Raw genomic sequence first — 24,472 nt, 5'->3', positions numbered from 1 at the left:
AGTGCTATCGATCGAGATCAATCGTTTTGCACAGCGGCCGCCGGTTCGTCGCTGGCCGCATCGGCTGGCTGCGAATCGTCGGCGGGTTCGGTCGATGCGTCGGGCTGGCCGGCGGCACCTTCCGGGGCGGCGACCTTTGGCGACAGGATGATCTTATCACCTTCGATGCGGACGCTGTCCAAGCTCTTAATAAATTTTGCCATATCGGGATCTGTGTTCAGCTCTTTCGCCAAGTTCTCTTTGCCGATCGCTTCGATCGCCATATCGGGAACCGGTTCGCCTTTGATCGTGGCGGCTTTCAAGTTGACGAACAGCATGCCGTCGACCAGGTTGACATCGAAGGTGGCCGAACCGTTAAAGAATCGTCCGGCGACCGGGATGCTGACATCGCCTTCGACTTGCCCGTCGGCGATTTTCACGAACACGCGGCCGCGGAGGTCATCCTGCTTGGCGATCATCGCGTTGATCTCGTCGGCGGTCAGGATCAGTTCGGGCGGCGTCGATTCGGCTTCCACTGCGGTCTTGAAACCGCCGACCCGCGATTCCAGTTCGGCCAGCCGTTCTTCGCCGATCTCGACGACGGGCAGATCGGCGGCGGTTTCGGAGGTGTATTTCTGGATCTGATTGTTTACAAACCAATAGGTCCCCACGCCGCCGCAGACCACTAAGATGGACAACAGGGCGATCGATCCGAGGCAACCGTAGAGCCAACAGCTGCCCGAAGACTTGGGTGGGTCAAACGAATCGGCTGGTTGGGATTGATACGGGGCTTCGCTCATAGGGGACTCCGGCGAGACAGTGGGGCTTTGAAAAGATCATCGAGCTGTTCGGATTCTACCGAAAGATCTTGGACAGCAAACCCTCTCGCATTGGATGGGCTCTTCATGAAGAATCCCATATCAAGGAGACTGAAATGCGTACGAAGTTCTCAATCTGGCTGATATTGCTGGTCGCGATCATGAACCAATCCACCAACCACGCCGACGAACCGGTTCCTGAATCCGCAGGGTTTGTCGCGAATTTAAAGCTTCCGACCTTGGGAGGCGTTCAGTTCTGGACGGATCTGCGTTGGTGGTACGGTTGGCGAATCCAGCAGAACAAATTGACCGATCAGTGCCGCCTGCTGAATCCATCGAACATTCGTCATTTTTCAGGTTCGCGCGAGGCCTGCGACGCGCGGCTTGCCGCGATCATGAACGACGGTCCATGGCCCGAGTCGCCGCAACGCGTGGTCGTTTGTATGCACGGGCTGATGCGGACCCATCGTTCGTTTGCCTCCTTAGGGAAACGGATCGAACAGGAGACGCCAGCGACAGTCATCCATTTCGGCTATGCGAGCACACGCGCACCGGTCAGCGAACATGCGCGCGCGCTGCGAGGGCTGATCGAGAGCCTGCCCGGCCAACCGCAGATCGATCTGGTCGGACACAGCATGGGGAACATCGTCGCCCGGCATGCAATCGGCGATTGGCAAACCGAGGGCGATCCGGCGGGCGTCTTGGATCGACTGGGGCGATTTGTGATGCAGGGGCCGCCGAATCAAGGCGCTCAGATCGCCAAGCGGTTGCAGTCGACAACGGTGTTCGAAATCATCACCGGAACCAGTGGCGTGCAGTTGGGGATCAACTGGGACGAACTGCAGCAACATCTGGCGACGCCGCCGTGCGAGTTTGGGATCATTGCTGGCGCCTATGACATGGGACGGTTTCGCAATCCCTTGGTCGATGGTGACAGCGATCTGATCGTCAGCGTTGAAGAGGCGAAGCTCTCGGGAGCGAACGACTTTGTGATCGTGCCGGTGTTGCATTCGTTTCTAATGGACGACAAAGACGTCCAAGAGTTGACGCTTCGGTTCCTGGAAACCGGCGCCTTCGCAGCCGATGGCCAACGCAACCCGCTGCCCTGAGCCGTATGCGGTCAATCCGCAGGTGTTCGATCCACGGAGATGGCCCTCCCCGAAAAACTTGCTAAACGCTCGTTTTCCGACCCTCCCAGCTCCGTCGGGCGGGTGTAGTGTTGTTCGCTGCCGGTTGCCTGACTTCACCCTCCCTCAAACGAAGTTTGAAGGGGAGGGTCGAACAAGCGAAGCGAAGTTCGGGGAGGGGCGTTCGCGCATCGCTGGGGCTCGAACCGACACTCGAGCCCTCCCCGGAAAACTTGCTAAACGCACGTTTTCCGACCCTCCCAGCTTCGCCGGGCGGGTGAATTTGTGGCGTACTTCACCCTCCCCAAACGCAGTTTGCCGGGGAGGGTGGAACGAGCGCAGCGTCGTTCCGGGAGGGGCGTCGGGCGGGTGAAGTGGCGCGGAGGCTGCTGCGAGGCGCTGCTTCTTAGGGTTTGACCTGAGCCAACGATTCTTCCGATGCGATCGGTTCGAAAGCGTAATCGGGATTGTCGGCATCGAAGTCCAATGCGACGAAGTTCGGATTCAGGTCGACGTTGGCAAAGATGTATTCTTCCTTCAGCGGCGGTTCGCCACCATCGCTCTCGGGCCAGTCGTAGGAAGCGAAGTAGACAGGGACCTGCATTTCCTTGTCGATGAAAATCCGCGCGATGTGATAGTCAGCGGTCGTGTTGGGGTTGGTTTGCGTGACTTGAATGTGTTCGCATTCCCGATCCCCCAACTTTGCGTTGTCGTAGAACTTGACGTCGATATCGGTCGATGCCAGATCGCCGCGCATCTTTTCCAGCAGTCGGAAGATCAGGTTGCGGAAACCAAATTCGGTGATCGGGTGCAGGTTTCCCTGCATCGCCCAATGCCCCTTGGGGTTCAGTTCGACGGTGATGTTCGCTAGTCGTGGCCCGCCTCGCCGCGCCAGGACGTTGCCGTCGCGTTCGCCTTCGACGTACAACACCTCACGGCCGGCCAGTTCGCTTGGCTTGAGGAACTTCAGATAGACGCTCATCGGCGTGACCAACTTGCCGTCGGCAAAATGGCGGTGACGGACTTTGGCCTGCATGTATTGGCGCGCTGTCAGTTCGCCGTCGATCCGTTCGCGCTTAATCAACAGGCACGAATATTCCTTCACTTCTTCATCGGTTCGCTGCAGCCCCTTGGTCGCAATCTCGATGACGCGATCTAGCGGGTGCGCGGAGGTTTTTGCAGCGCCTTGTTTTTTCAGAGTCGAGCCTGCGGGTTTCGATGACTCTTCGGCATATGCTCCCAACTGGAAAAGACTACCCGCCAGAACTGCAATCGTTGCTAAACTCATTTGTTGTCGTCGCATTTCTCACCCTCGTTAACGGTTGGGAGGTGCCGCCCTCATCTCTTCGAACCACCAAGCTCAAAGATAGCTTTTTTTGAGCTGGAGGCGAGACGCAAATGTCCCTTTCTTCATGGATGCGATCCAAAGGGATCCCCATTCATAAAGCGAAAAAATGCTACCTTGCTCCGCCCACCGGACATTTCGCGTCCCAATGCCTGCTATCTGCATATTTTAGCGCTGCGGTCGGGAGAGTAAACAAGCGGTGTCGCCGTCGGCGGTTACGTCAGTTTAGCGGTCATCCCGATCCGCCCTTGAACTATCATCGCTGCGGCGTTGACAATACTGGTCAATTTTCCAATTCACGAACAATCTGTAGGGAACACGCATGAAGTACTGGCTGATGAAAACCGAACCGGGGACCTATTCGATCGAAGATCTGGCGAAAGAGAAGCGGAAGACGACTTGCTGGGAAGGTGTCCGCAATTACCAGGCTCGCAATATGATGCGCGATGATTTTAAGAAAGGGGATCGCGTTCTCTTCTACCACTCGGGTGGGAAAGACCCCGCGGTTGTGGGAACTGCCAAGATTGCCAAGGGAGCCTATCCCGATCACTTCGCCTGGGATTCGGGCAGCAAGTACTACGACCCGAAGAGCAGCCCCGAAAACCCGCGTTGGTTTATGGTCGACGTGCAGTTAGACAAGGCATTCGAGCAGCCGGTGACACTTTCGCAACTGCGCAACGAACCCCAACTGGAGCAGATGGAACTGCTCCGCAAAGGAAGCCGATTGAGTGTCCAGCCGGTCACCGAATCGGAATTTGAGGTCGTGTTGAAGATGGCCGAGGCGGCCAAAAACAAGGCTTAGCGGCGAGTCTTCTTCGACTTCGCGCCACCTTGGCGGACCTTGAACTTCGGATTGCTTTTGCAAATCACGTAGATTCGGCCACGACGCTTGACGACTTGGCAGTCGGGGTGACGATTCTTCAGCGTGCCGATCGAGCTTACAACTTTCATGGATCTAACTTTCTTAACAATATTATGCTAGCAACGGTTTACACTGCGTGCCGTTGGCAGTCTGATGTTTCTTCGGTTCATCAAGGGCTGCACATTTTATCCGTTCTTGATTTAACTGCAACGCCATTTTACCAGGAGCTTTTCTTTGCGTATCGCATACTTCGACTGCACCAGCGGAATCAGTGGTGATATGACCCTGGGGGCGCTGATCGACGCCGGGGCCAGTATCGACCGAATCCAAGCCGGTGTTCGATCGATGGGGCTCGGCGAGATCTCGATTACCACGGAAAACATTAAGAAATACGGGTTTCGTGCGACGCAGGTCACGATCGCGCATCCGCCAGAGCATGCTCATCGACATCTCCATCACATCGAAGCGATGCTCGATAAAGGGGATATTTCGGCCGAAGCTCGCGATTTGGCCAAGCTGATTTTTCGTAATTTAGGCGAGGCCGAGGCGCAGGTTCACGGCTCGACGCTCGAAAAAGTCCACTTCCACGAAGTGGGAGCCATCGATTCGATCGCCGATATCACCGGCGTGGCGATCGCCCTGACCGAACTAGGTATTGAGCGAGTCGAGGCGTCCCCCGTCCCCACCGGCGGCGGAACGATTCAGATCGCCCACGGCCGCGTCGGCGTTCCCGCTCCCGCGACCGCGCTGTTGCTGGCCGGGATTCCGATCGCACCGAGCGACATTCAGGCTGAGCTGACGACGCCGACCGGAGCGGCGATCCTGAAGACGACATGCAAAGCGTTTGGCCCGATTCCCGCGATGAAGATCTCCGCGATCGGTTGCGGTTCGGGGACGATGGATCTGGAGAAGCAAGCGAACATCTTGCGCGTGCTGATCGGCGACACCGCCAGCCAACCGGCCGCTGGCGAAGCTTCCGGGCAGTTCGAGACCGATCAGATCGTGATCACCGAGACAAACGTCGACGATTCGACGGCCGAAGAGTTGGCGTGGTGCGTCGACCAGTTGTTTGATGCCGGAGCGTTGGACGTCTACCAAACGCCAACGATGATGAAGAAGGGACGCAGCGGAACGAAGATCACCGTCTTGGCCGCTCCCGACCGCACCGCCACGATCGAATCGGTGCTGCTGGGATGTTCGTCGGCGATCGGAGTCCGCAGTTGGGCCGCGCGGCGGACGAAACTGATCCGCCGAGCGCATGCCGTCGAAACCTCGTTTGGCAGCGTGCAAGGGAAATGTGTCTGGCTCCCTTCATCGCAGTGGCGATTCACTCCCGAACACGAATCGCTCCGCCAACTGGCCGCCGAGAAGCAAGTCAGTCTCCACGCCGTCCGCGATGCAGCCGTGAAGGCCTTCGACGCGAGCGACCTTTCGGATCCGTAGTTGATCTTGTTGGTCGGTGTTTCAGTATCGGGGCGTCCGGGCGGTTGTGTTAATGACAACGCGTCCCGAGTTAGCTTGAAGCGTTTCACTCACGAACTCAAAATTCCGTTTGGCGAACGATGTTTGAATTTCCTCGCATGTTCCGCGTTCGTCAAACGTTTGATGACACGCGCGTCGCTTCGATACCAGATGCGGTCGCGGAGCAGTTGAGTGGATCGTCGCTGGCGGCGAAGGTTTCTGCCGGTCAGAGCGTGGCGATCTCGGTCGGCAGCCGTGGGATCGCCAACATCGCGGAGATCGTTCGCGCAATCGTCGACTACGTCAAATCCTTGGGCGGCGTTCCTTTTATCGTTCCCGCCATGGGCAGCCACGGCGGCGGGACCGCTGAAGGGCAAGCGGCACTCTTGGGGCGATACGGCGTGACCGACGCGGCGATGGGATGCGAGATCCGCAGCAGCATGGAGACGGTTATCGTCGCTCAGGCGAAAGAGGGTTTTGATGTCCACTTCGACCGGCACGCTTCGACCGCCGATCATGTGATCGTCTGCAACCGGATCAAGCCGCACACGCGATTTGTCGGCGAGATCGAAAGCGGGCTGATGAAGATGCTGTTGATCGGTTTAGGCAAACGCAACGGTGCGGTGGTCTACCATCAAGCGATCCAGAACTTCAGTTTTGGGCAGATCATTCGCAGCGTCGCCGGTGAGGTTTTGAATCGTTGCCCGATCGCACTTGGGGTCGCAATCCTGGAGAACGGGTACGACGAGACCGCAGCGATCCAGGCGGTCGAGCCACAACAGTTTGAATCGCATGAACGGAAACTGCTGCTGCGAGCCCGCGCGATGATGCCCGCCCTCCCCTTCGATCGCGCCGATCTATTGATCGTCGACAAGATCGGCAAGGACATCAGCGGCACTGGGATGGACACGAACATCGTCGGCCGCAAATACAACGACCATGTCGCTCGCGAGGATGAGTTCCCCAAGATCCATCAGATCTATGCCCGCGGCCTCACCGCAGCGACGGCCGGGAATGCGACCGGCGTCGGACTCGCCGAATATTGCCATCAGCGACTCGTCGATCAGATGGATCCCGTTGCCACGCGGATCAATTGCCTGACCGGCGGCCACGTGACGGCGGCGATGGTACCGATCCATTTCGCAACCGATCGCGAAGTCTTGGCAGCGGCGATCACGCAAGCGGGACTCGTCGCGCCGGCGGACGTTCGCTGGATGTGGGCTCCCAATACGCTGGAGATCTCCGAGGTGATGTGCTCCGAAGCCTACTGGAACCAAGTCGCCGAGCGGCCGAACTTGCAGATCGTCCATCCGCCCGAACCGATCCGTTTCGACGCAGACGATCAGTTGTTGGAAATTTTTTAGTAGCCGGCTCGCGACCCGCGGCCGTTATCTATCGCGCGAACGCGCGGGGCGTTGCCCACGCGGTTAAACGAACATACCGTTTAGCGAAGCGTAGTGGGCGAGGCTACGAGTCCTTTTGCATCAGACCCAATCGCTGGGACTCGTAACCTCGTCCACTACGTCTCGCCGCTAATTTTTTCCACGGTCCGAGGCTACGAGTCCTTTTGCTTCAGACCCAATCGCTGGGACTCGTAACCTCGTCCACTACGTCTTGCCGCTAATTCTTTCCACGGTCCGAGGCTCCTTCATTGAACGGTATTGCGGTTAAACCACGAGGGTCAATTGGGCTGCGTTTGGGCGACTTTAAGATTTCCCAAACCAGATCGCGCCACAACTGCTAGAATTTGCTATGTGTGGATTGCGGCTCTTTCCCGCCGCTGCGATCCGTTGGTGGTCGTTTTGTTGCATTGGCCGCCGAAAACGCTGCTTATCCGAGGAATCCGATCATGGACCACGTTCGCCATCAAGTTGCTCGAGTCCGCCGGCGGTTGATGCTGCAAAAATTTGCAAGCATTTTCTGCTGGTCGCTTTTTGCCGCTTTGTGTATCGCGCTGTTGGCGCTGGCGGTGCCGAAGCTGTGGGCGCTGTCGTTCGATTTGGACGCCTGGCGATTGTCGTGGTTGGCTGCCGCGGTTGCTGCTGCGGTGGTGATCGCAGGCGTGGTGACGCGGTGGACCGCGCCGAGTATGAACGACGCGGCGATCGCGATCGATCAGCAGTTTGGGCTCAAAGAACGGATCAGCAGTTCGCTGTCGATGAGCGAAGCGGAACTCGATTCGGAGATCGGTAAGGCGCTGTTGGCCGATGCGGCTCGCCGAGCGGAGAAGTTGGATGTGTCGGAGCACTTTCGCCACCGAGTGCAACGCATCGCGCTGCTGCCGCTGGCTCCTTTAGCAGCCATGGCGGTTTTGCTCTTCATTCCCGATGCGACTCAGGACAACCAAGCTCAAGCGAGCGTCGACACCGCATCGCAACAGCAGATCAAAACCGCTGCGGATGAACTGAAGAAGAAGCTTGCGGTTCGTCGGAAACGGGCCGAGGCGCAGGGGCTCAAAGATGCCGGCGATCTGTTTAAGAAGATCGAAGCCGATCTGGATCAACTGTCGCAGCGCAAAGACATGAACCAGAAACAGGCGATGGTTGCGCTCAACGACATCAAGAAGCAGCTGCAAGAACGCCGCGACCAAATGGGTTCGAAGGAAGAGATGCGGAAGCAGCTGGCTGGTTTAAAAGACATGCAACGCGGACCGGCTGACAAGTTGGCGTCGGCGATGCAGCGGGGAGAGCTGGGGAAAGCGGAAGAGGAGATCAAGAAACTTGTCAAGAAGCTCAACGACGGCACGATGACCAAAGCCGAACAGAAGCAGCTGGAGAATCAGATCGCCAAGATGCAGGAGGCGATCGAGAAGGCTGTCGAAAAGCACGAGCAAGCGAAGCAGGATCTGCAAAAGAAGATCGACCAAGCCAAGCAGGAAGGCCGCAGCGAGGATGCGGAAAAGCTGGAGAAGGAGTTGCAGCAGATGCAACAGATGGACCAGCAAATGCAACAGATGCAGCAGATGGCTGAGGGGCTAGCTCAAGCAAAAGAGGCGATGCAGAAAGGGGATGCGTCGAGCGCGGCGGAGTCCTTGGAACAGCTGGCCGAAGAATTGGGCGAGATGCAGAACGAGATGGATCAATTGGAAGAGATGATGGACCAATTGTCGCAAGCCAAGCAACAGATGCGCTGCCAGAGCTGTCAGGGGAATGGTTGTCAGCAGTGTCAAGGATCGGGGCAGTTTCCGGGCAAGGGGGGAGGCAAAGGCGAGGGTGGCGACGGAATGGGCGAAGGCGAAGGGGGTAAAGGCGACCGTCCCGAGGAGGAGACCGAGACGGGGAACTACGAATCGCAGGTCCGCACCAAACCGAAAAACGGCAGCGGGATCGCTGCCGGATTTGCCAACGGCCCCAATCGCAAAGGGGTGACGCGGGAGGAGATCAAGAGTGCGGTGATCAACGCGATGCAGGAGGAGAGCGACCCGTTGGAGGACCGTCCACTGCCCAGGGCCGAGCGAGAGCATACCGAGCAATATTTCAACCAGTTGCGTCAGGGGAGCAGCGAACCGGATCGGTAATTTTTTGCTCTTTGAGGTGGCTTTCCCAATCGGAAATGGCGATATACAATCTGCGAGGTTTTGGGAGTTATCCACATCGGCAGGCCCCGCTTGCATTGCCGATCGATTGGATGTAAACCATTGCCTTGAAACAACTTGGCGGCATAGCTCAGCCGGTTAGAGCAGCGGAATCATAATCCGCGTGTCGGGGGTTCGAGTCCCTCTGCCGCTACTGCCAAACAAAAAGCCCTGGTTCGCGTGAAAACGCCGAAGCCAGGGCTTTTTTTGTGCGCCCGGGCAGCACGGATCCACGATTGCTTCAGCCGCGGAGGCTGCGCCGTCTTGGTGGCGCTGGAGTTGCGTTGCCGGAAAGGGCTCTCACGGAGGCGCGAAGGCGCGGAGTAAGATCGTTGTGGTTCCTTTATCTGGGAGTTCGCTCCGCGTCGGTGGCTTGGTGCCTTGGTGAGAGCCCTGGTTCCCTCGCAGGAATATAGCCTCTCCGGCAAAATTCCTTTGCTTTCACCGGCAACATCGAGAAGTGAACGATCGAGCTCAAGTGATCTCCTCGGGATTCAACCCAGTCGTGAAGACGGGGCCAGAGCATATTTTCAGGTGGTGTAAGCGTTGCCAGCGAGACGGAGCTGGTGGTTGGCGGCTTATCCAAAATTGTGGCTGTCCCCGATTACGAGCTCGCCTCGAAGTAGAGGCGGAACTGGCGGCGCGAAACATTATTCTGCCCCCATCATTCTGCCAATTCACCAAACGGGGCCAGAGTATGTTTTCAGGTGGCGCCAGCATCGCCTGCGGGATGTGGATGGTGGATGGTGGATGTCGCCGGGGATTGTGGCTGTCCCCGATTACGAGCTCGCCTCGAAGTAGAGGCGGAACTGGCGGCGCGAAACATTATTCTGCCCCCATCATTCTGCCAATTCACCAGACGGGGCCAGAGCATGTTTTCAGGTGGTGCCAGCAACGCCAGCGGGATGTGGATGGTGGATGTCGTCGGGAATTGTGCCTGTCCCCGATTGGCTCTGTATAAAAAGAACGCGACAACGTCTGTCGTGCCATCGGTACTTACTGCTGTGCGGTTGCCTTGCGTCCATGGCTATTGCATGCCATGCCTGCGGCACTGAGCGGACCATTGCGGTGCTAGGCTATGTTCTCGTCCAGGCGTGGTACAATCTCACGCTGTCGAGAGCTGCCAGGCTCAATGGAATCGACGATTGTGCTTGACTCCGATCGTTCTATCGATCGCTAATTTAACTCCTAGAACTTACGAGCCACCAATGAGAATGACTTCACGAATTGACGTTTTGGGAATGATCCCTTGGATGCTTGCGGCGCTGTTGGTGTCGCTGGCCTTCGAGTCCGAATTGGGGGCCGAGCCGCCCGCTGCGGAAGCGTCTACCGAAGTCTCACAGTGGGTCGATCTGTTTAACGGCCGCGATTTGTCGGGATGGGCGAACGTCAACACAGAACCAGATACCTGGTCGGTCAAGGACGGGCTGCTGGTATGCAGCGGTAAGCCTATCGGTGTGATGCGATCGGAGAAGCAATACGAGAACTTCATCCTGCATATCGAGTGGCGGCACATGAAGGCCGGGGGCAATTCCGGCGTGTTTGCGTGGAGTGAGGGATTCGTCCCTGAGGGGAGCCGACTTCCCAAGGGAATGGAAGTCCAGATGCTCGAATTGGACTGGGTCAATCAGCATCCCTTAAAGAATGGTGAGCCGAACCATATCGGGTACATCTCGGGCGAATTGTTTGGTGCCGGCGGGCTCACCGCCACGCCCGACAACCCGCGCGGCAGACGCAGTATGTCGGTGGAACTGCGTTGCAAGGGTGTGGGGCAATGGAACGTCTACGATGTCGTTTGCGTCGACGGCACGGTCAAGCTGGCGATCAATGGCAAGTTCGTCAATTCCATTCGCGATTCGTCGGTCCGCAAAGGCTATCTCTGCCTGGAGTCCGAAGGCTCGGAAATTCACTTCCGCAATATCCGAATCCTCGAACTGCCCCCGGGCATCACCACGCCAGAACAGACGGCAAAAGTTATCGAGGAGTAGAATCCTCTGCACCGGTGTCGATCGCACGCGGGGGCGCTCATCACGCCCCTGAGCGATCAACCGTCGTTTCTGGATTCCTTGTCGCTGCGCGCCTGCTTCACCATCGCAACAATCGCTTGACGGCATTCGTCGGAACTCCGGACTTCGTGTGGGAATCCAATGCGAACCGATTGGACACGCTCGGGTGTTTTGAGCCGTAAATGAAAACCGAGGCGGTCGACCGCGGTCATCTTTGCTTCGGAGGCGACGATCTCTTTTTCCGCGTAAGCGATATCGAGCATCGCAGCGGCATGGTCGTCGTTCATGTGTTGCAGGATACCCGCCGCGGCGTCAGCCAATGGATCCGCAACCGCGTGCTGGAAATCATCCGTCTGAATCCAGCCCATCACTCCAAATCCTCCAACAAAATAGAGCTCCGTAGGATTGAGTCGCCAGAACGAGAAATCGGCAAAGTCGACGTAGTAGCTCGCGTTCTCATGGCGGCTGAGATACAGAGCGCGGGTTTCATCAAGGTCTTCATCGGGCACCGGTTCGGCGCTGCCGACCAGCGTCAAACGCCCTGCACCCAGCGGATCGAAAGCCGCTGTCGGATCGGTGACAAATAGCGACGCACGGGGATCCTCGCGCAGGTTCTTGGTGTGCATCGCCATCGCGCTGATCAGAAACAGCGGTCGGCCGATTGCATCCAATGCGTACGGCATTGTCGACCCAAACGGAAACCCTTTGCAGTGGACCGAGTGGGTGGAGATGACACCCACCTGACTCAGCGACAGCATCGTTCGAGCTCGCTCGGCAAACGTCGTCTCCGCCGCAGGATTTGGATCTTCGGGGGCCGTTGTGTAGGCGTGTTTTCGCGGTTGAGCCATTGCCTGAATGCTTTCTGTGGACAGAGATGCAAGAGATGAAAATGCGCTCCCGACCGCATCGCTTGATCAAGCATCCTAACGCAAAACCAACCACCTCCGAAATGCTTCGCACATTCCGAATCAGGGCACAGGCATCAACAGACATTACGAAAGGTGCCAGGATATGTTTTCGAGTGGTGTCAGCGTCGCCTGTGGGACGTGATGTTGGGTGTCGACCTCACCGGGAATTGTGCCTGTCCTCGATTGGTCCGCTACTGGGCGTCCTCGTATGCCAGACGGATGAGATCGTTGGTTCGTTTCCCGACGGGGCCGCTGATTGTGGGCGAGCGATGCTCCAGCACCGCTGCGGAAAAATCTGAGATCAGCGGAGCGTGCAGGTTGTCTGCCGGTGGGTGCGATTCCAACTGTTGCCCTTCGGACGTGGAGAGCATTAGGTCGCCATGGTTCAGGTCTTCGACGGTGATCCGTCCTTCGGTTCCGATGATCTCCAATCGATCCGGCGTCTCCACGGTGCCGAAGTAGCACTGCAGGATTCCATGGGCGCCCGAGTTGAATTGCACCAACAGCGTTGCCGCCTGTTCAGCTTCGTAGTCGGGTGAATCGATCACGCTCGCTTTGACTGTCGCGACATCTCCCAGCAGTTGCAGGAAGACATCCAATCGATGACTTCCGATATCCATCAACGGCCCTCCGCCTCCGCGCGTCCGGATCACTCGCCAATCATCCGCCGGGAATCGGTTGGGATTCCCGGTCACACACCCGATGGAAAGGATTCGGCCCAATTGCTTCGCTTCGATCAGTTGCTGGATTCGCAGCACGACGGGATAGAATCGTCGGTAATAAGCGACACCGAGAGAGACGCCTGCCTGGTCGCACGCGGAGATCATCTGATCGCACTCGGCGGGATTGAGAGCCATTGGCTTTTCGACGAGAACGTGCTTGCCAGCTCGGGCAGCCGCGATCGTTTGCGGGCAATGGCAGTCGACTGGAGTTGCGATGTAGACGGCATCCAAATTGGGTGAAGCGATCAAATCATCTGCATTGGTAAATCGGTGCGGCACACCAAATTGATCCGCAAACTGATCTAATTGCGGTTCACTGCGACGGCAAACCGCGACTAGTTCCGAATTTGGATCGCTCTGAATCGCCGCGGCAACACGTTTATTGGCAATGTCACCGACACCCACCAGTCCCCATCGAATCGTCAAATTTTCTACTCCATCGCTGTGAAAAGGGGCCAGGGCATGCGTTCAGATTGTGACAGCATCCCCTGCCTCAAAAGTTGTGCCTGTCCCCAATTGGCATCGATGGATTCGCACCTCACCCCAGCGGCCGCGACGCAAACACATCTCGTTAGCCCCGAATCGGAAACCGCCGCCGTGTCTCGGACTTTGCCTGAAGGCAAATCCCGTATTTGAGTTTAAACGAATCAACCGCCACGCTCCAGAGTCCGGTTCCCTTGGGCAACCGGACTCTAGCGGCTTGTCGGTTTAATCATAACGAGCTTCCTTGCATTAGCCGTTTGGGCGTTAGCCCCGGGTTCGTGGCAGCGGAACCGGGGCTAACGCCCAAACGGCTGATTAAACCGACAAGCCGCCAACGCGTGGCGGCTGATAACTCCGTTTGAAAAACGGAATCGTCCTGCACCTCGCCTGATGAACAATGGCGTCGCGATAGATTAATATCTATATAACAACGCTCGATAGTTCCCCGTTCAGGATCCCCCATGAATCGCCGTCGCTTACTGCCGCTACTTGCTGTTTTTGCCCTGATGAGTCTTCCGTTTCCATCGACCTCCGCCGCGGAGCCGGAGGAGAAATCGTACGACGTTGTGATCTATGGCGGTTCGTCGGCGGGGATCGCTGCGGCGGTGCAGGTGCGGCGGATGGGAGGATCGGTCATCGTGATCGAACCGAGTCGCAGGATCGGCGGTTTGACGACCGGCGGACTGGGGCAGACCGACATCGGCAACAAAGCCGCGATCGGCGGCATCGCGCGGGAGTTCTATCAACGAGTGCGCGCCTATTACGATCGACCCGAGGCTTGGAAATGGCAAAAACCGACCTCCTATCGAGACAGCGGACAAACGCGTACGAGTTCCGCTGAAGCAACCATGTGGACCTTCGAGCCCTCGGCGGCGCTGGCGATCATGCGCGATCTGGTTCGCGAGTACGAGATCCCCGTCGTCTTTGAACAGCGACTGGATCGGACCCCGTTGGCAGATGCCGGTCATCGTGCCCGCGGCGTGACGCTTGAGAACGGACGGATCGTGGCAATCGCGATGGAAGGGGGCCCGAGTTATCGAGGCCGGATGTTCATCGATGCTACTTATGAAGGAGACCTGTTGGCCGCCGCTGGCGTCTCGTTCACCGTCGGCCGTGAAGCGAATGCGGTCTATGACGAAACGCTCAACGGCGTCCAGACACGGCATGCGAAGTACCATCAATTTGTGCCGGGAGTCGATCCGTTTGTGGTCCCAGGGGACAAGTCCAGCGGCTTGTTGCCAGGCATCGATGCCGACGGCCCCGGCGAAGAGGGGAGCGGCGACGCCCGCGCACAAGCTTTCTGTTTTCGGATGTGCCTGACAGATCACCCGGAAAATCGTATCCCGTTTGCGAAACCCGACGGCTATAACCCGCTCGTCTTCGAATTGCTGCTACGCAATTTCGAAGCGGGCGAGAAGGGGATGCCTTGGATCAATTCCAGCATGCCCAATCGTAAAACCGATACCAACAACCGAACCGCCTTCTCGACCGATTTTATCGGCCAGAACTACGACTATGCCGAGGCGAGCTATGACCAGCGGGAATCGATTGTCGCACGCCACCGCACCTATCAACAGGGATTGATGTGGACGCTAGCCAATCACCCCCGTGTGCCCGATCACATTCGCAACGAAGTTGCGCGATGGGGCATGTGCCGGGATGAGTTCGAGCGCGCCGATGGTTGGCAACAGCAGCTGTATATTCGCGAAGCCCGGCGGATGGTGGGTTCTACCGTGATGACGCAACATCACTGCCAAGGACGCCAGACGGTCGACGACTCCATCGGATTGGCCGCCTACACGATGGATTCCCACAACACCCAACGGTATGTCGATGCCAACGGACACGTCCGCAACGAAGGCGATGTCGAAGTCGGAGGCTTCTCGCCTTATGAGATCTCGTATGGCGCGTTGACTCCGAAAGCGGAGCAATGCGAAAACCTGCTCGTTCCGGTTTGCTTGAGCGCATCGCACATCGCCTTTGGCTCCATCCGCATGGAACCTGTCTTTATGGTTCTGGGCCAGTCGTCGGCCACGGCCGCGATGCAAGCGATTGGGACCGATCGCGCCGTGCAAGCGATCGACTACGACGCGCTGCGACAGAAACTACTGGACGACAGCCAAGTGCTAACGTGGACGGGGCCAGTAAAGAAGTCGGCGGCATCGATTGATCCCAAGACGTTAAAGGGAATCGTCGTCGACGATGAAGCGGCTGCTCGCACCGGCTTTGACGCAATCAGCCAAGTTGTTGGTCCGTTTGTTGGAACCGGCTATCGTCATGACGGCGACAACGACAAGGGACATCAGAGCATTCGCTTTCCGGTGAAGATCAAAACACCAGGCAGCTATGACGTGCGAATCGCATATACCGCAAACGCCAATCGAGCGACCAATGTCCCGATCACGATTCGTGCAGGTGGGAAAACCCACTCAGCCACCTGCAACCAAAGGAAAGCTCCCCCGCACGGATCCTTCACTTCCGTCGGCGAGTTTGAATTTCCCGCGGGCGACGCCACCATCGAGATCGGCAACAAGGGAACTGACGGCCATGTGATCGTCGACGCGATCCAGTTGTTGCCACAATAAAATGCCTGGACCTGTCGTCTGGCATTTTTACAAAGCAGCAGCTTTTGCAACGTCTCGGTTTGGCAAAAAGCAAAATGCTGGGATGGCGATCGGATCGCGAGTCCGCCGAAACGGATGCCAGACAGCAAGTGCCTGCGAGGGCAATGCCTTTATTTCAAACAGCACTATGGACACCGTCGCGGCGACCCAATGGCTGATGGGCTTTGCACGGCTGCTGTTTGCTTTTGCCGGGCAAATTGACTTCGGCAATCCGGTCTACGAGACTGGGGGCGTCGTGGGATTCGAAGAAGCGGTTCCGCGATACCCTCTCGCTCTGTCTCTGCTCAGGATCTCACCATGAAATATCTTTGCTCGCTCGTCTTACTTACTTTCGCTGTTGTCGTTGGCCCTGTCGCGGACGCAGCTGATTCGGATGTTGTGAAGCCAACGGTTGGTTCGTTGCCGGTGGGCAGGGTGTTGTACCTTGGTAACAGCATCACCCTGCACCGACCCGCTCCCAAGATCGGCTGGACCGGCAACTGGGGAATGGCTGCCAGTGCTGCGGAGAAAGACTACGTTCATTTATTGACCGCAGACATTGCCAAGGCGAGTGGTTCGCAGCCGGAGATCAAGGTTCGCAACCTCGCTTCGTTTGAACGCGAGTACGACACGTTCGAGATCGAAACAGGACTCGAGGAAGAGCTGAAGTTCAAGGCGGACCTTGTCGTCGTAGCGATCGGGGAAAATGTGACCGCTCCGGCCAGCGATGCCGCCAAAGCTGCGTTTGCGGCAGCGTTCGGGCAGTTGCTCGCAACCCTTCAGCAGGCTGGCGATCCGGTGATCTTCGTGCGCAGTTCGTTCTGGCCGAGTCCGGTCAAGGATGGCATTATGCGCCAGGTGAGCTCAGATGCCGGGGCGACGTTCGTCGACATTTCTGCACTAGGCAATGACGAGTCGTATCAAGCGAGTGCGGAGCAGGATTTCCAGCACGCCGGCGTCGCAGCCCATCCGGGCGACAAAGGGATGCAGGCGATTGCCGATGCGATCTTTGCCGCCATGAAAGTGAAGGCTGGCCTGGCAGGAAAGTGAACCGACGTAATTAATTTGCGTTCGGAATGACTTTGGCAGGATGATATTGCGGGAAAAACATTATTCTGCCCCCGTCATTCTGCCAGTCCTCGAGACCACAAAACCGAGGCAGAGCATGTTTGCGGATGGTGTAAAATCGCCTGCTGGACGTGGAGGGCGGGGGGCCTACTCGGAAATGATGTCTGCGCCGATTTGCGAGTCGTCACTTGTCGTGCCTGCGGCACTGAGCAGACCAATACCGAGCCAGGGTGTGAGTACAGGTGACGCCTACATCGCTTCGCTTTTCACGATCGCGTCTTTCAAAAGTTCCTTCAGCCGCGTCGGATCGTTGGTGGTGACTTTTGCGACGAAGCCACGTTTGTGAGCGAAGCGAACTTCTTCGTGGGTTTCAATTTGCGAAAAGTCCAAACGCTGGCTGTCGTTGTATCGCGACAGGCCGTATCCTTCGCCACGACGGTCGGGAGTTACCATCGCCTGGATCGCGTCCTGTTTTCCTTCGCTCTCGATGAACGCGTAGACTCCAAACGACGGGTCGTTGGCAAGCGTGTCGCTCTTTGCAAGGAAGAGGGCTTGGATCGATTCGCCATCGCTTTCGACCGTCCAGTACTGAGCGTGCTCTTTCAGGTAGTCCAACCGTTGCCGCAGCGACTGCAAGTAGTTGACGATATCCTCCCCGACCATGCACATCACCTGGTAGACCGGGCTGTCGGGCCGCAGTTCGGTTTGGCTGGCAAAGCGGTTCAGCAGCGTGATGTCCAGCGGCGAGTTGAGCGCTCCCAACGCCGCGCGTGGAATTCCCATCAGCTTGGCCGCTTCGTTTGGTCCCAGCGTATCGAGCCATTCCGCAGGGCGCAGCCAGGCGCAGAACGAGAGGGCGTCGTCGTAGAGTCCCATGTTCTGCAGCACCAGCGAGAGGGCGCACAGCGGCGGCGCATCGCGCGGGAACCGGTGGTGGTCGAAGTTGTTTTGTTCGGGATCGTGCACCTCGCCGACATCGACGACGCAGATCGTGCTGTCGGCCAAATCCTCCTCCGTCGGCTCGCGGCGTTGGATCGGGACACCGTGCAGATGCGCCAGCAGGCTGCAAGCAAGGAAGTCGTCTTTGTGGGCTCCGCCCGGATGGGTCACGATCAACTGTATCGCCATAAGGTCGCGCTATTCAGATTGTTTTGGGAGGGGATTTGAAATCAAGAAGCAGATCCCAAAACATACAGGCAAAACCGATGGAGGGAACCTGGTCGCGCCCGAGGAAGAGAGACGGGCTGGCCGACTTGCTGCGATCCGGCTCGAACTGATGATGTGAGCGTTCGTTAAAGGCAGCGTCGGGCAATGCAAAGAGGAGCAAGCATCCCTCACCGCGAAAAAACTGCCAGCACCAGCATCGCCGTTTTGTGGAAGCGATTCGGCGCGTCGTTCCTTGGCTGGTGCTGCAACCGGCGGCTTGGGGCTACTCAATCATGCCGAATGACTGCAGTGCTTTATACAGATTGTAGGCACCAAAAATCCCCATCGCCGCGATAAACAATCCCCAAAACAATTGGTTCGGCTGCTTCGATTCTTGTTTCTCGTCGTCCATTGTGATACCTGACGTAAAGGATCCATTGGCAACATCGATACTGCAGTAGGGCTGATCGTTGCCGGCTTGTTCATCGGGGCCGCGTGCCCATTTTGAGGGTGTTTCCGCCAGCGATCAAGGTCGCTGGGGCAACGCAACGGAGAAACGTTTGGCGGACGAAAAAAAATGGAAACGAAGGAAACTGCATTGAAATAACGATGGGCGATCTACCTTGGGTTCACCGATTCCTTCTGCAGTTCCTGGCGACCGACAGAGCCCGCGTTTAGCGTGTTGATGTTGTTCTCCGTGTTTGTGTAGTCCACGAACACGGCCGGGTTGGTTCCGTTGAGGTATTCTTCGAGGTTCGTGTAACCATCTTTGTCCCCGTCCTTGGCTCCATCCGTAACATCGTCTGGATCGAGGCCGTGGCCACGTTCCCATGCGTCCGGCATCCCATCACCATCGGCGTCTGGTCGTGCGGCTTCCGATTCCAGATTTGGCCAACCTCCCACGGCACTTTGTGAGTCGATGATGCCTTTGCCACCACCTTCGTAGGTCTCACCGAAGTGGGCCGTGCCGGTGCGCACTTCCTCGACAATACGCGCGTCGATTGAGTCGCGTTTGGGCAAGGAAGCACCTGCGTGCTGCAGGACAAGAGGAAAAGCTTCTTGTGCAGTGTGCTCGCGGATGGGCATCGCATTCCATGGAGTGTCGAGCTTCAATAACCCAATGTGCTGTTCGCCGCCTTGGGGCTGGACTCCACCCGCCCAGTTATCGTGGGAAACCACCGCGTCGCCGTGCATGTAGTTCTCCGCCACGTACCATTGACCGAAATCGTTGACGCCATCGCGGGACGATGGGTTGATAATCCGGTACCCAATCGCACCGGACCCCGTGGCAGGTCCTGGCTTGTAGTAGTTGCCTACCATGTTGATGATCGTAACGTTGAATTTTGGATTGCCTTGTTGTTGCTTTTCGCCGCCGTAGGCGCTGTTGCTTCCCCAGTTGTAAATGACGTTGTTTCGGTAGTCGGTGTGCCCGCAGCCGGACGCAAATCGCGGGTTGCGACTGGAGTGATGGGCGAGAAGGTTGTGATGGTACGTGCTGTAGTTGGATCCCCATATGCCACCAAACCCGTGAGAACCTTTCGCGTGGACGGACTTGTAGAGGCTCTCGGAGATCAAGCTCCATTGAACGGTTACGTTTTCACAATGATAAATCGATAGCGTTTCGTCGACACTCCAACTGGCGGAAACATGATCTACTATGATGTTCTTGTGGTACCTGCTTGAGAGTGCGTCCACGTCGTCTCCCGTCTCGTCGCCCAGGCGAAGCCTTAGATAGCGTAGGATGACTTCATCGGCGTCAATCGTCAGAGGGTGCCTCTTGATTGCAATCCCGTCGCCCGGTGCCGTTTGTCCAGCAATCGTGATGTACGGGTTGCGGATGGTCAGCCTGCTTCTCAGATCGATGGTTCCAGAGACCCCGAAAACAACGGTGCGTGGTCCCTTGGCTTCCACCGCGGCTCGCAGGCTGCCAGGACCTGAGTCGTTCAGATTCGTTACAGCGATCACTTGGCCCGCACGCCCTCCCGTGGTCACGGAGCCATAACCTTCCGCCCCCGGAAACGCTGGCACTTTGGCGGACGGGGCATCTAGTGAAATTTGCTGGCCGCTGGCGACAAGTGACATTGTGCCCATGGCGGCAAGGACCGTCAGTGAAACGGTCTTGGAGGATTCGCAGAGGTATCGGATCATCGAATTATCTCGCAGTTGTTCGATCGGATTATTCTTGCAGAATGTGTGCAGTCGCCAGATCGCGGTGCTCGATCCACCATTTCCGAAAGCCTGTCAACGCAACTCTGGTGCATCGCATCTTTCTTTGGGCGGTTCCGTCTCGAACGCAATCGATTGGGTTACCCGATTTGAATATCATACCGAGCACGGCGGCGCAATAAAATCAATGTTCCCATCAGCTTTCGAACTGCCACGGCGCGACTGGAGCTGTTTGGCCTTGCAACGAATCGCTGCGCGACGAAAAGTGGGCACCATGCGGTGTTGCGACCTTGTGCGGACACTAGTCAGCCGTCGTTTGGATCTCGATGCTTGTTCATCCTCTCATAACTCCCGATCGCTCGCGGTTCAGTCGCGCCCCCTGATTAGCATCGACTAGGAGCGGCGGGCGACGTTTGGCGACCTGTCGAGATGATTTGCGCCACGCAATTGTACTGGTCGCGAGTCGCGCAGGCGTGGATGCTGATCTGCGCGGACACAAAAATTGATTTGCCTCACCTCTTCGCTTTCAACGTTTTTGTGAGGCCTTGGCTATGCGGTATGATGTCGATCTGTACGTTTTCTGGCTGATGTGACTCTTGGTCCTTGTGAATCGTTTTCCCACCTATGAATATCTCTCAAACGATCGTTGCCCTGGGGCTACTCGGCTCTCTTTGCTTTTCTGTTCAGGCGGATGAGCAGGGGAGTGTGTTGGATGGCGTCTCGATTCAAAGGTACGTGCCTCAGAGCGGGTCGCTGCCGGCTTGTACTCATATTGCTCGTCGTGGCGAGACGGAGATCGTGACCAGCAGCGATCGGCTGTTCTATCGGACCGATGCTCAGTCGCCGCTGATTCGATCCCCGATCGATATTTTGGTCGATGCGCACAGCGTTGTTTTTAATCCTGTCGAAAAGCTGTTTTACGCAACCGATACGGGCAACCATCGGCTGATCACGTTTGCAGATCCGGCGGGCGACACATGGGACACTTTTGCGACTTCGCTGGCCGGGATCAAACTGCAACGCCCCCACGACATCGTGTTCGACGATGCAACCGGTTGGATGTATGCTCTGAATCCCAACAGCAGCGAGGTGTTTCGGTTTAAAGGGAGCGGCGGGGACGTCGCGGTGTTGGATCTCTCGAAACAGTTGGGCTATTCCCGTGCGTTGACGATCGCAAACGGGACGTTGTATGTGATCGGTTCGAGCCATGGCGTGGTGGTCGAAGTGACCGACTTTGAAAAACAAGCCTTCCAGATCCACACCAGCTTCGGCAAAAAAAAGAACGCCGTCGCCGGCAGTTGGCTAACCACCGGCTTGGTGCTCAATGACGTCGACTATTATCAGGGGCATTGGTACGCGACCAGCTACTTCTGTCCAGCGTATGCGGGTAACGAAGATTGCGACGAAAACAAATTCATTCGCTTCAAGACCTGGGACGATTTGAAGACGGGGAAGTGGGACGACCTGAGTTCGCTGCTGCCCAGCAAAATTGTCCCTTATTTCCTGACGCCTCACGCCGATGGATTGGACATCGCCATGTTCCGCCACGAAGCCCGAGGGACTGCTGACTGGATCTATCGCTTAACACTCGCCGCCCACTAGCGATCCCATCTCTTCGGGGAGTGTCGTTTGTTGAGTACGTCGCCGGCATCCGTTTGCAGGATGATGAGTGGCAGGATGATGAGTGGCAGGATGATGAGTGGCAGGATGATGAGTGGCAGGATGATGAGTGGCAGGATGATGAGTGGCAGGATGATGAGTGGCAGGATGATGAGTGGCAGGATGATGAGGGCGCGAAACATCATTCTGCCCCGATCATTCTGCCAAACTATGTTGCGAGGTCTCGATTGCTTACGGACTCCTGGGAGGAGCAGTTCGGTCACTGCGCCGGATGACTTTGCGCCTCCGCTCGATTGCGGGCGATATCGCGTCGCACGCGATCGATCATCTCGCGGATTGTCGTGTCGTCGAATCCAAGCCGTTTGCTGACAGCGCGGATCGTGCGGATCTCATATCCGGTCAGTGTGCCATCGGCCATCGCTAGGCGGACAACGTTTCGCAAGTGTTCATCGTCGGCCGGGACCGAATCGAGCGACGCTCGCTCGCTTCGAGCTCGGGCAATCATCGCGTCGTACTTCGCTTGATCCCAGCGATGCTTCTTGGCCCACTTCTGAAGGATCTTCGTTTCGTTGTCGTCCAGTTGAGCATCCGACATCGCCATCTGAGCTAACTCTAAGAACTCGAGTTCCTTCAATTCATCGGTTCCCAGCGAGTGGCCATAACGCTGAATCAGGTCGCGACGGAGCGTCTGTTGGGATGCCTTGCCACGCTTTCTCATCAGATAAATTGTCGCCACGATTCCGGTCGCGATGATCGCTAACAGCAGCGGGTGGGCGACCAGGTAGGCGGCGGCGATGTTGACTATTGCGACCGTCAGTCCGATGATCACCGCGGCAAGAAACGAACCCCATCCGGCAAGCGGACCGATCAGGGGAAGATGGTACATGAATCCGGTGATGCTTGAAAATAAGATGGCGAACCCCATGATAATCGCTGCGGTCCCAAGCCCCCGTACGATCCACTTCAACTGTCTCATGTGCGAATTGATCGTCGCCAACGCGGCCGGTCGCTCTCCCGCCACGATGCAGTGGAGATTGCCCGAGTCCTGAATCATCTGATAGACAATGCCTGTCCGATGATGCGATTGATCGGCGACGCCGTGCCCCGATTCGTATTTGCCGAAGTAGGTTGCGACACGTGGCACGGGAATTCCTGTGTAGCGCACCCGTTCATCCCCCAGTCCATCGCTAGCCTTTTTAGTCAGGTGAAAGTACTCACTCCCAGGCTTTAGGTGCAGCTGCATTCCGGTTGGTTTAAGCCGGAGAGTTTTCGGAGCGATCGTGTCGTAAACGTCGAAGAATTCGATCAACGAGGTTTGGATCGGTAGTTCGCCAACTTGGTACTCCGCCCGGTAGAAGCTCTTGGATTTGCATTCCTGTTTGACTCCGGCGTTGTCGGCGCTGTTCTGGACGCTCGACTTCCATTTCATTTGGTAATGCGTGTTCCGGCTGAAATCTGGCTGATACCAGCTGTAGATCTCCGCCTCGCGATTGACCGTTAGGAAGCCAGGGAACGCTTCGACGTATTCCCCTGGGATTGCGGATCCCGACTCCATCGGGCCGGTCAAGGAGATCAGCGTTCCGGCCGCGACATCATCCAGTGAATCGACAGCCTGGGTCGCTGCAGCGGCACGATAATAGTCGAATCGCGTTTCGTTTTGCCACAGCACGGGGAGTGTGAGAAGGACCAAGGCGGGTCCCATCAGCATCATCGCCCAGCGGTCTTCTTGTGTGTGTGCCATCGTGGATCCGTCGCGATTGGTCGAGGTGCGTCATGCAGGGGGTAGGGGGGCAGGACGGCAATTATGCCCATAACGACCGCTGCGCGATAACACCTAAGCACCCACCGTTCGAACCGCGCCCCGGTGCTCACTCCGTTGCTTCGCACCTCATTTCGGCCCCGATCACTCTGGCAATCGATTGCTCGGTGCCGCGGCCTGCGGACGTCGGGGCTTCCGGGAAATCGGGAGTACAGGAAACGTCGCGGCGTTGCATCTAAGTTCTGGTGTTTGCTGAAAGCCAACTCCGAGGCGTCCAATTTGCTCAGCTGGCTTCTCATGATCACGGGGCCATTCCTGGGGGCAGTGTTTCTTAAAGGTGCTGGTTTTGGGCGTCGTCGTGGTTCAAAATCAATCCTCCGGCAATTCCCGATGTTCTACCGCTCCTCACCTCACGCCCGATCTTGGATGGCTCGTATCGACACCATTGTCAAACGCCTGCAGCGAAGCACCACCGGAATCATCCCACGCCCTACCAAAAAACGGCGACGTCCACGCAATCCTTTGGCTTCGGCAGCTCGCCGGAAAAAATAGGAGGCTCTTGAAACATCCGGTACCGACCGAGTGTTCTCGTAGGTTTCTCAGAGTCGGTATCTCCCGGAAGCGCGTCGCCGCTGCGGCCGCGCTCCGCTTTCCAGCGAACCGCCTCATCGCTTGAGGTTGTCTCAAGTTTGCGATGCGGCCAGGCACGTTTACTTTTGCAGGATGATGAGCGTCAGGATGATGGGTGGCAGGATGATGGGTGGCAGGATGATGGGTGGCAGGATGATGGGTGGCAGGATGATGGGTGGCAGGATGATGGGTGGC

At 57.2% G+C, this 24,472-nt stretch carries 20 protein-coding genes and 1 tRNA gene; 11 read left to right on the top strand and 10 right to left on the bottom strand.

All coding sequences use genetic code 11. The annotated features are described in order from the left end of the window. Nucleotides 1-17: 17 nt before the first annotated feature. Nucleotides 18-779, bottom strand: a complete 762-nt coding sequence (locus tag Poly24_RS23365; protein ID WP_145101399.1) for a hypothetical protein — start codon at nucleotides 777-779, stop codon at nucleotides 18-20. A gap of 134 nt (nucleotides 780-913) precedes the next feature. Here Poly24_RS23365 and Poly24_RS23360 point away from each other — a divergent pair, with 134 nt between their 5' ends. Further along, complete coding sequence (locus tag Poly24_RS23360; RefSeq protein WP_145101397.1) at nucleotides 914-1,906, top strand: esterase/lipase family protein; 993 nt, start codon at nucleotides 914-916, stop codon at nucleotides 1,904-1,906. A 424-nt stretch (nucleotides 1,907-2,330) separates the two neighbouring features. On the opposite strand, the gene Poly24_RS23350 is transcribed toward Poly24_RS23360, so the two are convergent. Beyond that, on the bottom strand, nucleotides 2,331-3,227 hold the full coding sequence (locus tag Poly24_RS23350; RefSeq protein WP_145101393.1) for a DUF1571 domain-containing protein: 897 nt from the start codon (nucleotides 3,225-3,227) through the stop codon (nucleotides 2,331-2,333). 364 nt (nucleotides 3,228-3,591) lie between these two features. On the opposite strand from Poly24_RS23350, the gene Poly24_RS23345 reads away from it, so the two are divergent. Next, entirely contained in the window at nucleotides 3,592-4,071 is a 480-nt protein-coding gene (locus Poly24_RS23345) for an EVE domain-containing protein (RefSeq protein ID WP_145101391.1), read from the top strand. On the opposite strand, the gene ykgO is transcribed toward Poly24_RS23345, so the two are convergent. Beyond that, nucleotides 4,068-4,220, bottom strand: coding sequence for a type B 50S ribosomal protein L36 (gene ykgO / locus Poly24_RS23340; RefSeq protein ID WP_145101389.1), 153 nt, complete (start codon nucleotides 4,218-4,220; stop codon nucleotides 4,068-4,070). The two genes, Poly24_RS23345 and ykgO, sit on opposite strands and share 4 nt — an antisense overlap. Nucleotides 4,221-4,365: 145 nt before the next feature. On the opposite strand from ykgO, the gene larC reads away from it, so the two are divergent. The 5 genes from larC (at nucleotide 4,366) to Poly24_RS23315 (ending at nucleotide 11,154) form a co-directional block, all read left to right on the top strand. Then, the gene (gene larC / locus Poly24_RS23335; protein ID WP_145101387.1) at nucleotides 4,366-5,574 is read left to right on the top strand and encodes a nickel pincer cofactor biosynthesis protein LarC; all 1,209 of its coding nucleotides are present in this window, start codon (nucleotides 4,366-4,368) and stop codon (nucleotides 5,572-5,574) included. Between the two features lie 119 nt (nucleotides 5,575-5,693). Further along, a complete protein-coding gene (locus tag Poly24_RS23330) occupies nucleotides 5,694-6,956 on the top strand; it encodes a lactate racemase domain-containing protein (RefSeq protein ID WP_145101385.1) in 1,263 nt (420 codons plus the stop codon). A gap of 485 nt (nucleotides 6,957-7,441) precedes the next feature. Then, the gene (locus Poly24_RS23325) at nucleotides 7,442-9,109 is read left to right on the top strand and encodes a hypothetical protein (protein WP_145101382.1); all 1,668 of its coding nucleotides are present in this window, start codon (nucleotides 7,442-7,444) and stop codon (nucleotides 9,107-9,109) included. Between the two features lie 137 nt (nucleotides 9,110-9,246). Further along, a tRNA-Met gene (locus Poly24_RS23320) sits at nucleotides 9,247-9,320 on the top strand. 1,060 nt (nucleotides 9,321-10,380) lie between these two features. After that, the gene (locus Poly24_RS23315; protein WP_231753309.1) at nucleotides 10,381-11,154 is read left to right on the top strand and encodes a 3-keto-disaccharide hydrolase; all 774 of its coding nucleotides are present in this window, start codon (nucleotides 10,381-10,383) and stop codon (nucleotides 11,152-11,154) included. Between the two features lie 56 nt (nucleotides 11,155-11,210). Here the strand turns inward: Poly24_RS23315 and Poly24_RS23310 are convergent, their stop codons facing one another. Together Poly24_RS23310 and Poly24_RS23305 are read right to left on the bottom strand one after the other, a co-directional pair. Next, the gene (locus Poly24_RS23310) at nucleotides 11,211-12,020 is read right to left on the bottom strand and encodes a HugZ family pyridoxamine 5'-phosphate oxidase (protein WP_145101380.1); all 810 of its coding nucleotides are present in this window, start codon (nucleotides 12,018-12,020) and stop codon (nucleotides 11,211-11,213) included. 251 nt (nucleotides 12,021-12,271) lie between these two features. Further along, nucleotides 12,272-13,228 carry a Gfo/Idh/MocA family protein gene (locus Poly24_RS23305; protein WP_145101378.1) on the bottom strand — a complete coding sequence of 319 codons (957 nt, stop codon included), beginning with the start codon at nucleotides 13,226-13,228 and terminating at the stop codon, nucleotides 12,272-12,274. 563 nt (nucleotides 13,229-13,791) lie between these two features. Here Poly24_RS23305 and Poly24_RS23300 point away from each other — a divergent pair. From Poly24_RS23300 to Poly24_RS23290, 3 genes are read left to right on the top strand one after another with little or no spacing between them, the layout of a single operon-like run. Next, complete coding sequence (locus Poly24_RS23300) at nucleotides 13,792-15,870, top strand: FAD-dependent oxidoreductase (protein WP_391556925.1); 2,079 nt, start codon at nucleotides 13,792-13,794, stop codon at nucleotides 15,868-15,870. A 1-nt stretch (nucleotide 15,871) separates the two neighbouring features. Next, nucleotides 15,872-16,210, top strand: coding sequence for a hypothetical protein (locus Poly24_RS23295; protein WP_145101374.1), 339 nt, complete (start codon nucleotides 15,872-15,874; stop codon nucleotides 16,208-16,210). Then, nucleotides 16,207-16,938: an SGNH/GDSL hydrolase family protein gene (locus tag Poly24_RS23290; RefSeq protein WP_145101372.1), complete on the top strand. Its 732-nt coding sequence runs from the start codon at nucleotides 16,207-16,209 to the stop codon at nucleotides 16,936-16,938. The genes Poly24_RS23295 and Poly24_RS23290 overlap by 4 nt, the downstream gene beginning before the upstream one ends. Before the next feature lie 267 nt (nucleotides 16,939-17,205). On the opposite strand, the gene Poly24_RS23285 is transcribed toward Poly24_RS23290, so the two are convergent. From Poly24_RS23285 to Poly24_RS23280, 3 genes are all read right to left on the bottom strand, one after another. Continuing rightward, on the bottom strand, nucleotides 17,206-18,084 hold the full coding sequence (locus Poly24_RS23285; protein ID WP_231753308.1) for an MYG1 family protein: 879 nt from the start codon (nucleotides 18,082-18,084) through the stop codon (nucleotides 17,206-17,208). Between the two features lie 301 nt (nucleotides 18,085-18,385). Further along, complete coding sequence (locus Poly24_RS27695; protein ID WP_261343096.1) at nucleotides 18,386-18,514, bottom strand: hypothetical protein; 129 nt, start codon at nucleotides 18,512-18,514, stop codon at nucleotides 18,386-18,388. Nucleotides 18,515-18,720: 206 nt separating this feature from the next. Next, entirely contained in the window at nucleotides 18,721-20,250 is a 1,530-nt protein-coding gene (locus Poly24_RS23280) for a pectate lyase family protein (protein ID WP_231753307.1), read from the bottom strand. Between the two features lie 642 nt (nucleotides 20,251-20,892). Between Poly24_RS23280 and Poly24_RS23275 the strand changes: the two genes are divergently transcribed. Continuing rightward, the gene (locus Poly24_RS23275; RefSeq protein WP_145101370.1) at nucleotides 20,893-21,870 is read left to right on the top strand and encodes an NHL repeat-containing protein; all 978 of its coding nucleotides are present in this window, start codon (nucleotides 20,893-20,895) and stop codon (nucleotides 21,868-21,870) included. Here the strand turns inward: Poly24_RS23275 and Poly24_RS23270 are convergent. Together Poly24_RS23270 and Poly24_RS23265 are read right to left on the bottom strand one after the other, a co-directional pair. Continuing rightward, nucleotides 21,867-22,073, bottom strand: a complete 207-nt coding sequence (locus tag Poly24_RS23270) for a hypothetical protein (protein WP_145101368.1) — start codon at nucleotides 22,071-22,073, stop codon at nucleotides 21,867-21,869. The genes Poly24_RS23275 and Poly24_RS23270 overlap by 4 nt on opposite strands. A gap of 74 nt (nucleotides 22,074-22,147) precedes the next feature. After that, nucleotides 22,148-23,629 carry a TMEM43 family protein gene (locus tag Poly24_RS23265; RefSeq protein WP_145101366.1) on the bottom strand — a complete coding sequence of 494 codons (1,482 nt, stop codon included), beginning with the start codon at nucleotides 23,627-23,629 and terminating at the stop codon, nucleotides 22,148-22,150. Nucleotides 23,630-24,472: the final 843 nt, after the last annotated feature.

The organism is Rosistilla carotiformis, assembly GCF_007753095.1.
GTDB classification, from domain to species: Bacteria; Planctomycetota; Planctomycetia; order Pirellulales; family Pirellulaceae; genus Rosistilla; species Rosistilla carotiformis.
This window is presented reverse-complemented; position numbering and strand designations above follow the sequence as displayed.

Excerpts from the sequence above, each read along its gene's own strand:
- Poly24_RS23295 (WP_145101374.1), top strand. The coding sequence starts at position 15,872 with ATGCCTGGACCTGTCGTCTGGCATTTTTACAAAGCAGCAGCTTTTGCA.
- Poly24_RS23265 (WP_145101366.1), bottom strand. The coding sequence starts at position 23,629 with ATGGCACACACACAAGAAGACCGCTGGGCGATGATGCTGATGGGACCC.
- Poly24_RS23360 (WP_145101397.1), top strand. The coding sequence starts at position 914 with ATGCGTACGAAGTTCTCAATCTGGCTGATATTGCTGGTCGCGATCATG.
- Poly24_RS23285 (WP_231753308.1), bottom strand. The coding sequence starts at position 18,084 with ATGGCGATACAGTTGATCGTGACCCATCCGGGCGGAGCCCACAAAGAC.
- Poly24_RS23280 (WP_231753307.1), bottom strand. The coding sequence starts at position 20,250 with ATGATCCGATACCTCTGCGAATCCTCCAAGACCGTTTCACTGACGGTC.
- Poly24_RS23275 (WP_145101370.1), top strand. The coding sequence starts at position 20,893 with ATGAATATCTCTCAAACGATCGTTGCCCTGGGGCTACTCGGCTCTCTT.
- Poly24_RS27695 (WP_261343096.1), bottom strand. The coding sequence starts at position 18,514 with ATGGACGACGAGAAACAAGAATCGAAGCAGCCGAACCAATTGTTTTGG.
- Poly24_RS23310 (WP_145101380.1), bottom strand. The coding sequence starts at position 12,020 with ATGGCTCAACCGCGAAAACACGCCTACACAACGGCCCCCGAAGATCCA.
- Poly24_RS23345 (WP_145101391.1), top strand. The coding sequence starts at position 3,592 with ATGAAGTACTGGCTGATGAAAACCGAACCGGGGACCTATTCGATCGAA.
- Poly24_RS23300 (WP_391556925.1), top strand. The coding sequence starts at position 13,792 with ATGAGTCTTCCGTTTCCATCGACCTCCGCCGCGGAGCCGGAGGAGAAA.
- Poly24_RS23365 (WP_145101399.1), bottom strand. The coding sequence starts at position 779 with ATGAGCGAAGCCCCGTATCAATCCCAACCAGCCGATTCGTTTGACCCA.
- Poly24_RS23270 (WP_145101368.1), bottom strand. The coding sequence starts at position 22,073 with ATGATGTTTCGCGCCCTCATCATCCTGCCACTCATCATCCTGCCACTC.
- ykgO (WP_145101389.1), bottom strand. The coding sequence starts at position 4,220 with ATGAAAGTTGTAAGCTCGATCGGCACGCTGAAGAATCGTCACCCCGAC.
- Poly24_RS23350 (WP_145101393.1), bottom strand. The coding sequence starts at position 3,227 with ATGCGACGACAACAAATGAGTTTAGCAACGATTGCAGTTCTGGCGGGT.
- Poly24_RS23315 (WP_231753309.1), top strand. The coding sequence starts at position 10,381 with ATGACTTCACGAATTGACGTTTTGGGAATGATCCCTTGGATGCTTGCG.
- Poly24_RS23290 (WP_145101372.1), top strand. The coding sequence starts at position 16,207 with ATGAAATATCTTTGCTCGCTCGTCTTACTTACTTTCGCTGTTGTCGTT.
- Poly24_RS23325 (WP_145101382.1), top strand. The coding sequence starts at position 7,442 with ATGGACCACGTTCGCCATCAAGTTGCTCGAGTCCGCCGGCGGTTGATG.
- Poly24_RS23330 (WP_145101385.1), top strand. The coding sequence starts at position 5,694 with ATGTTTGAATTTCCTCGCATGTTCCGCGTTCGTCAAACGTTTGATGAC.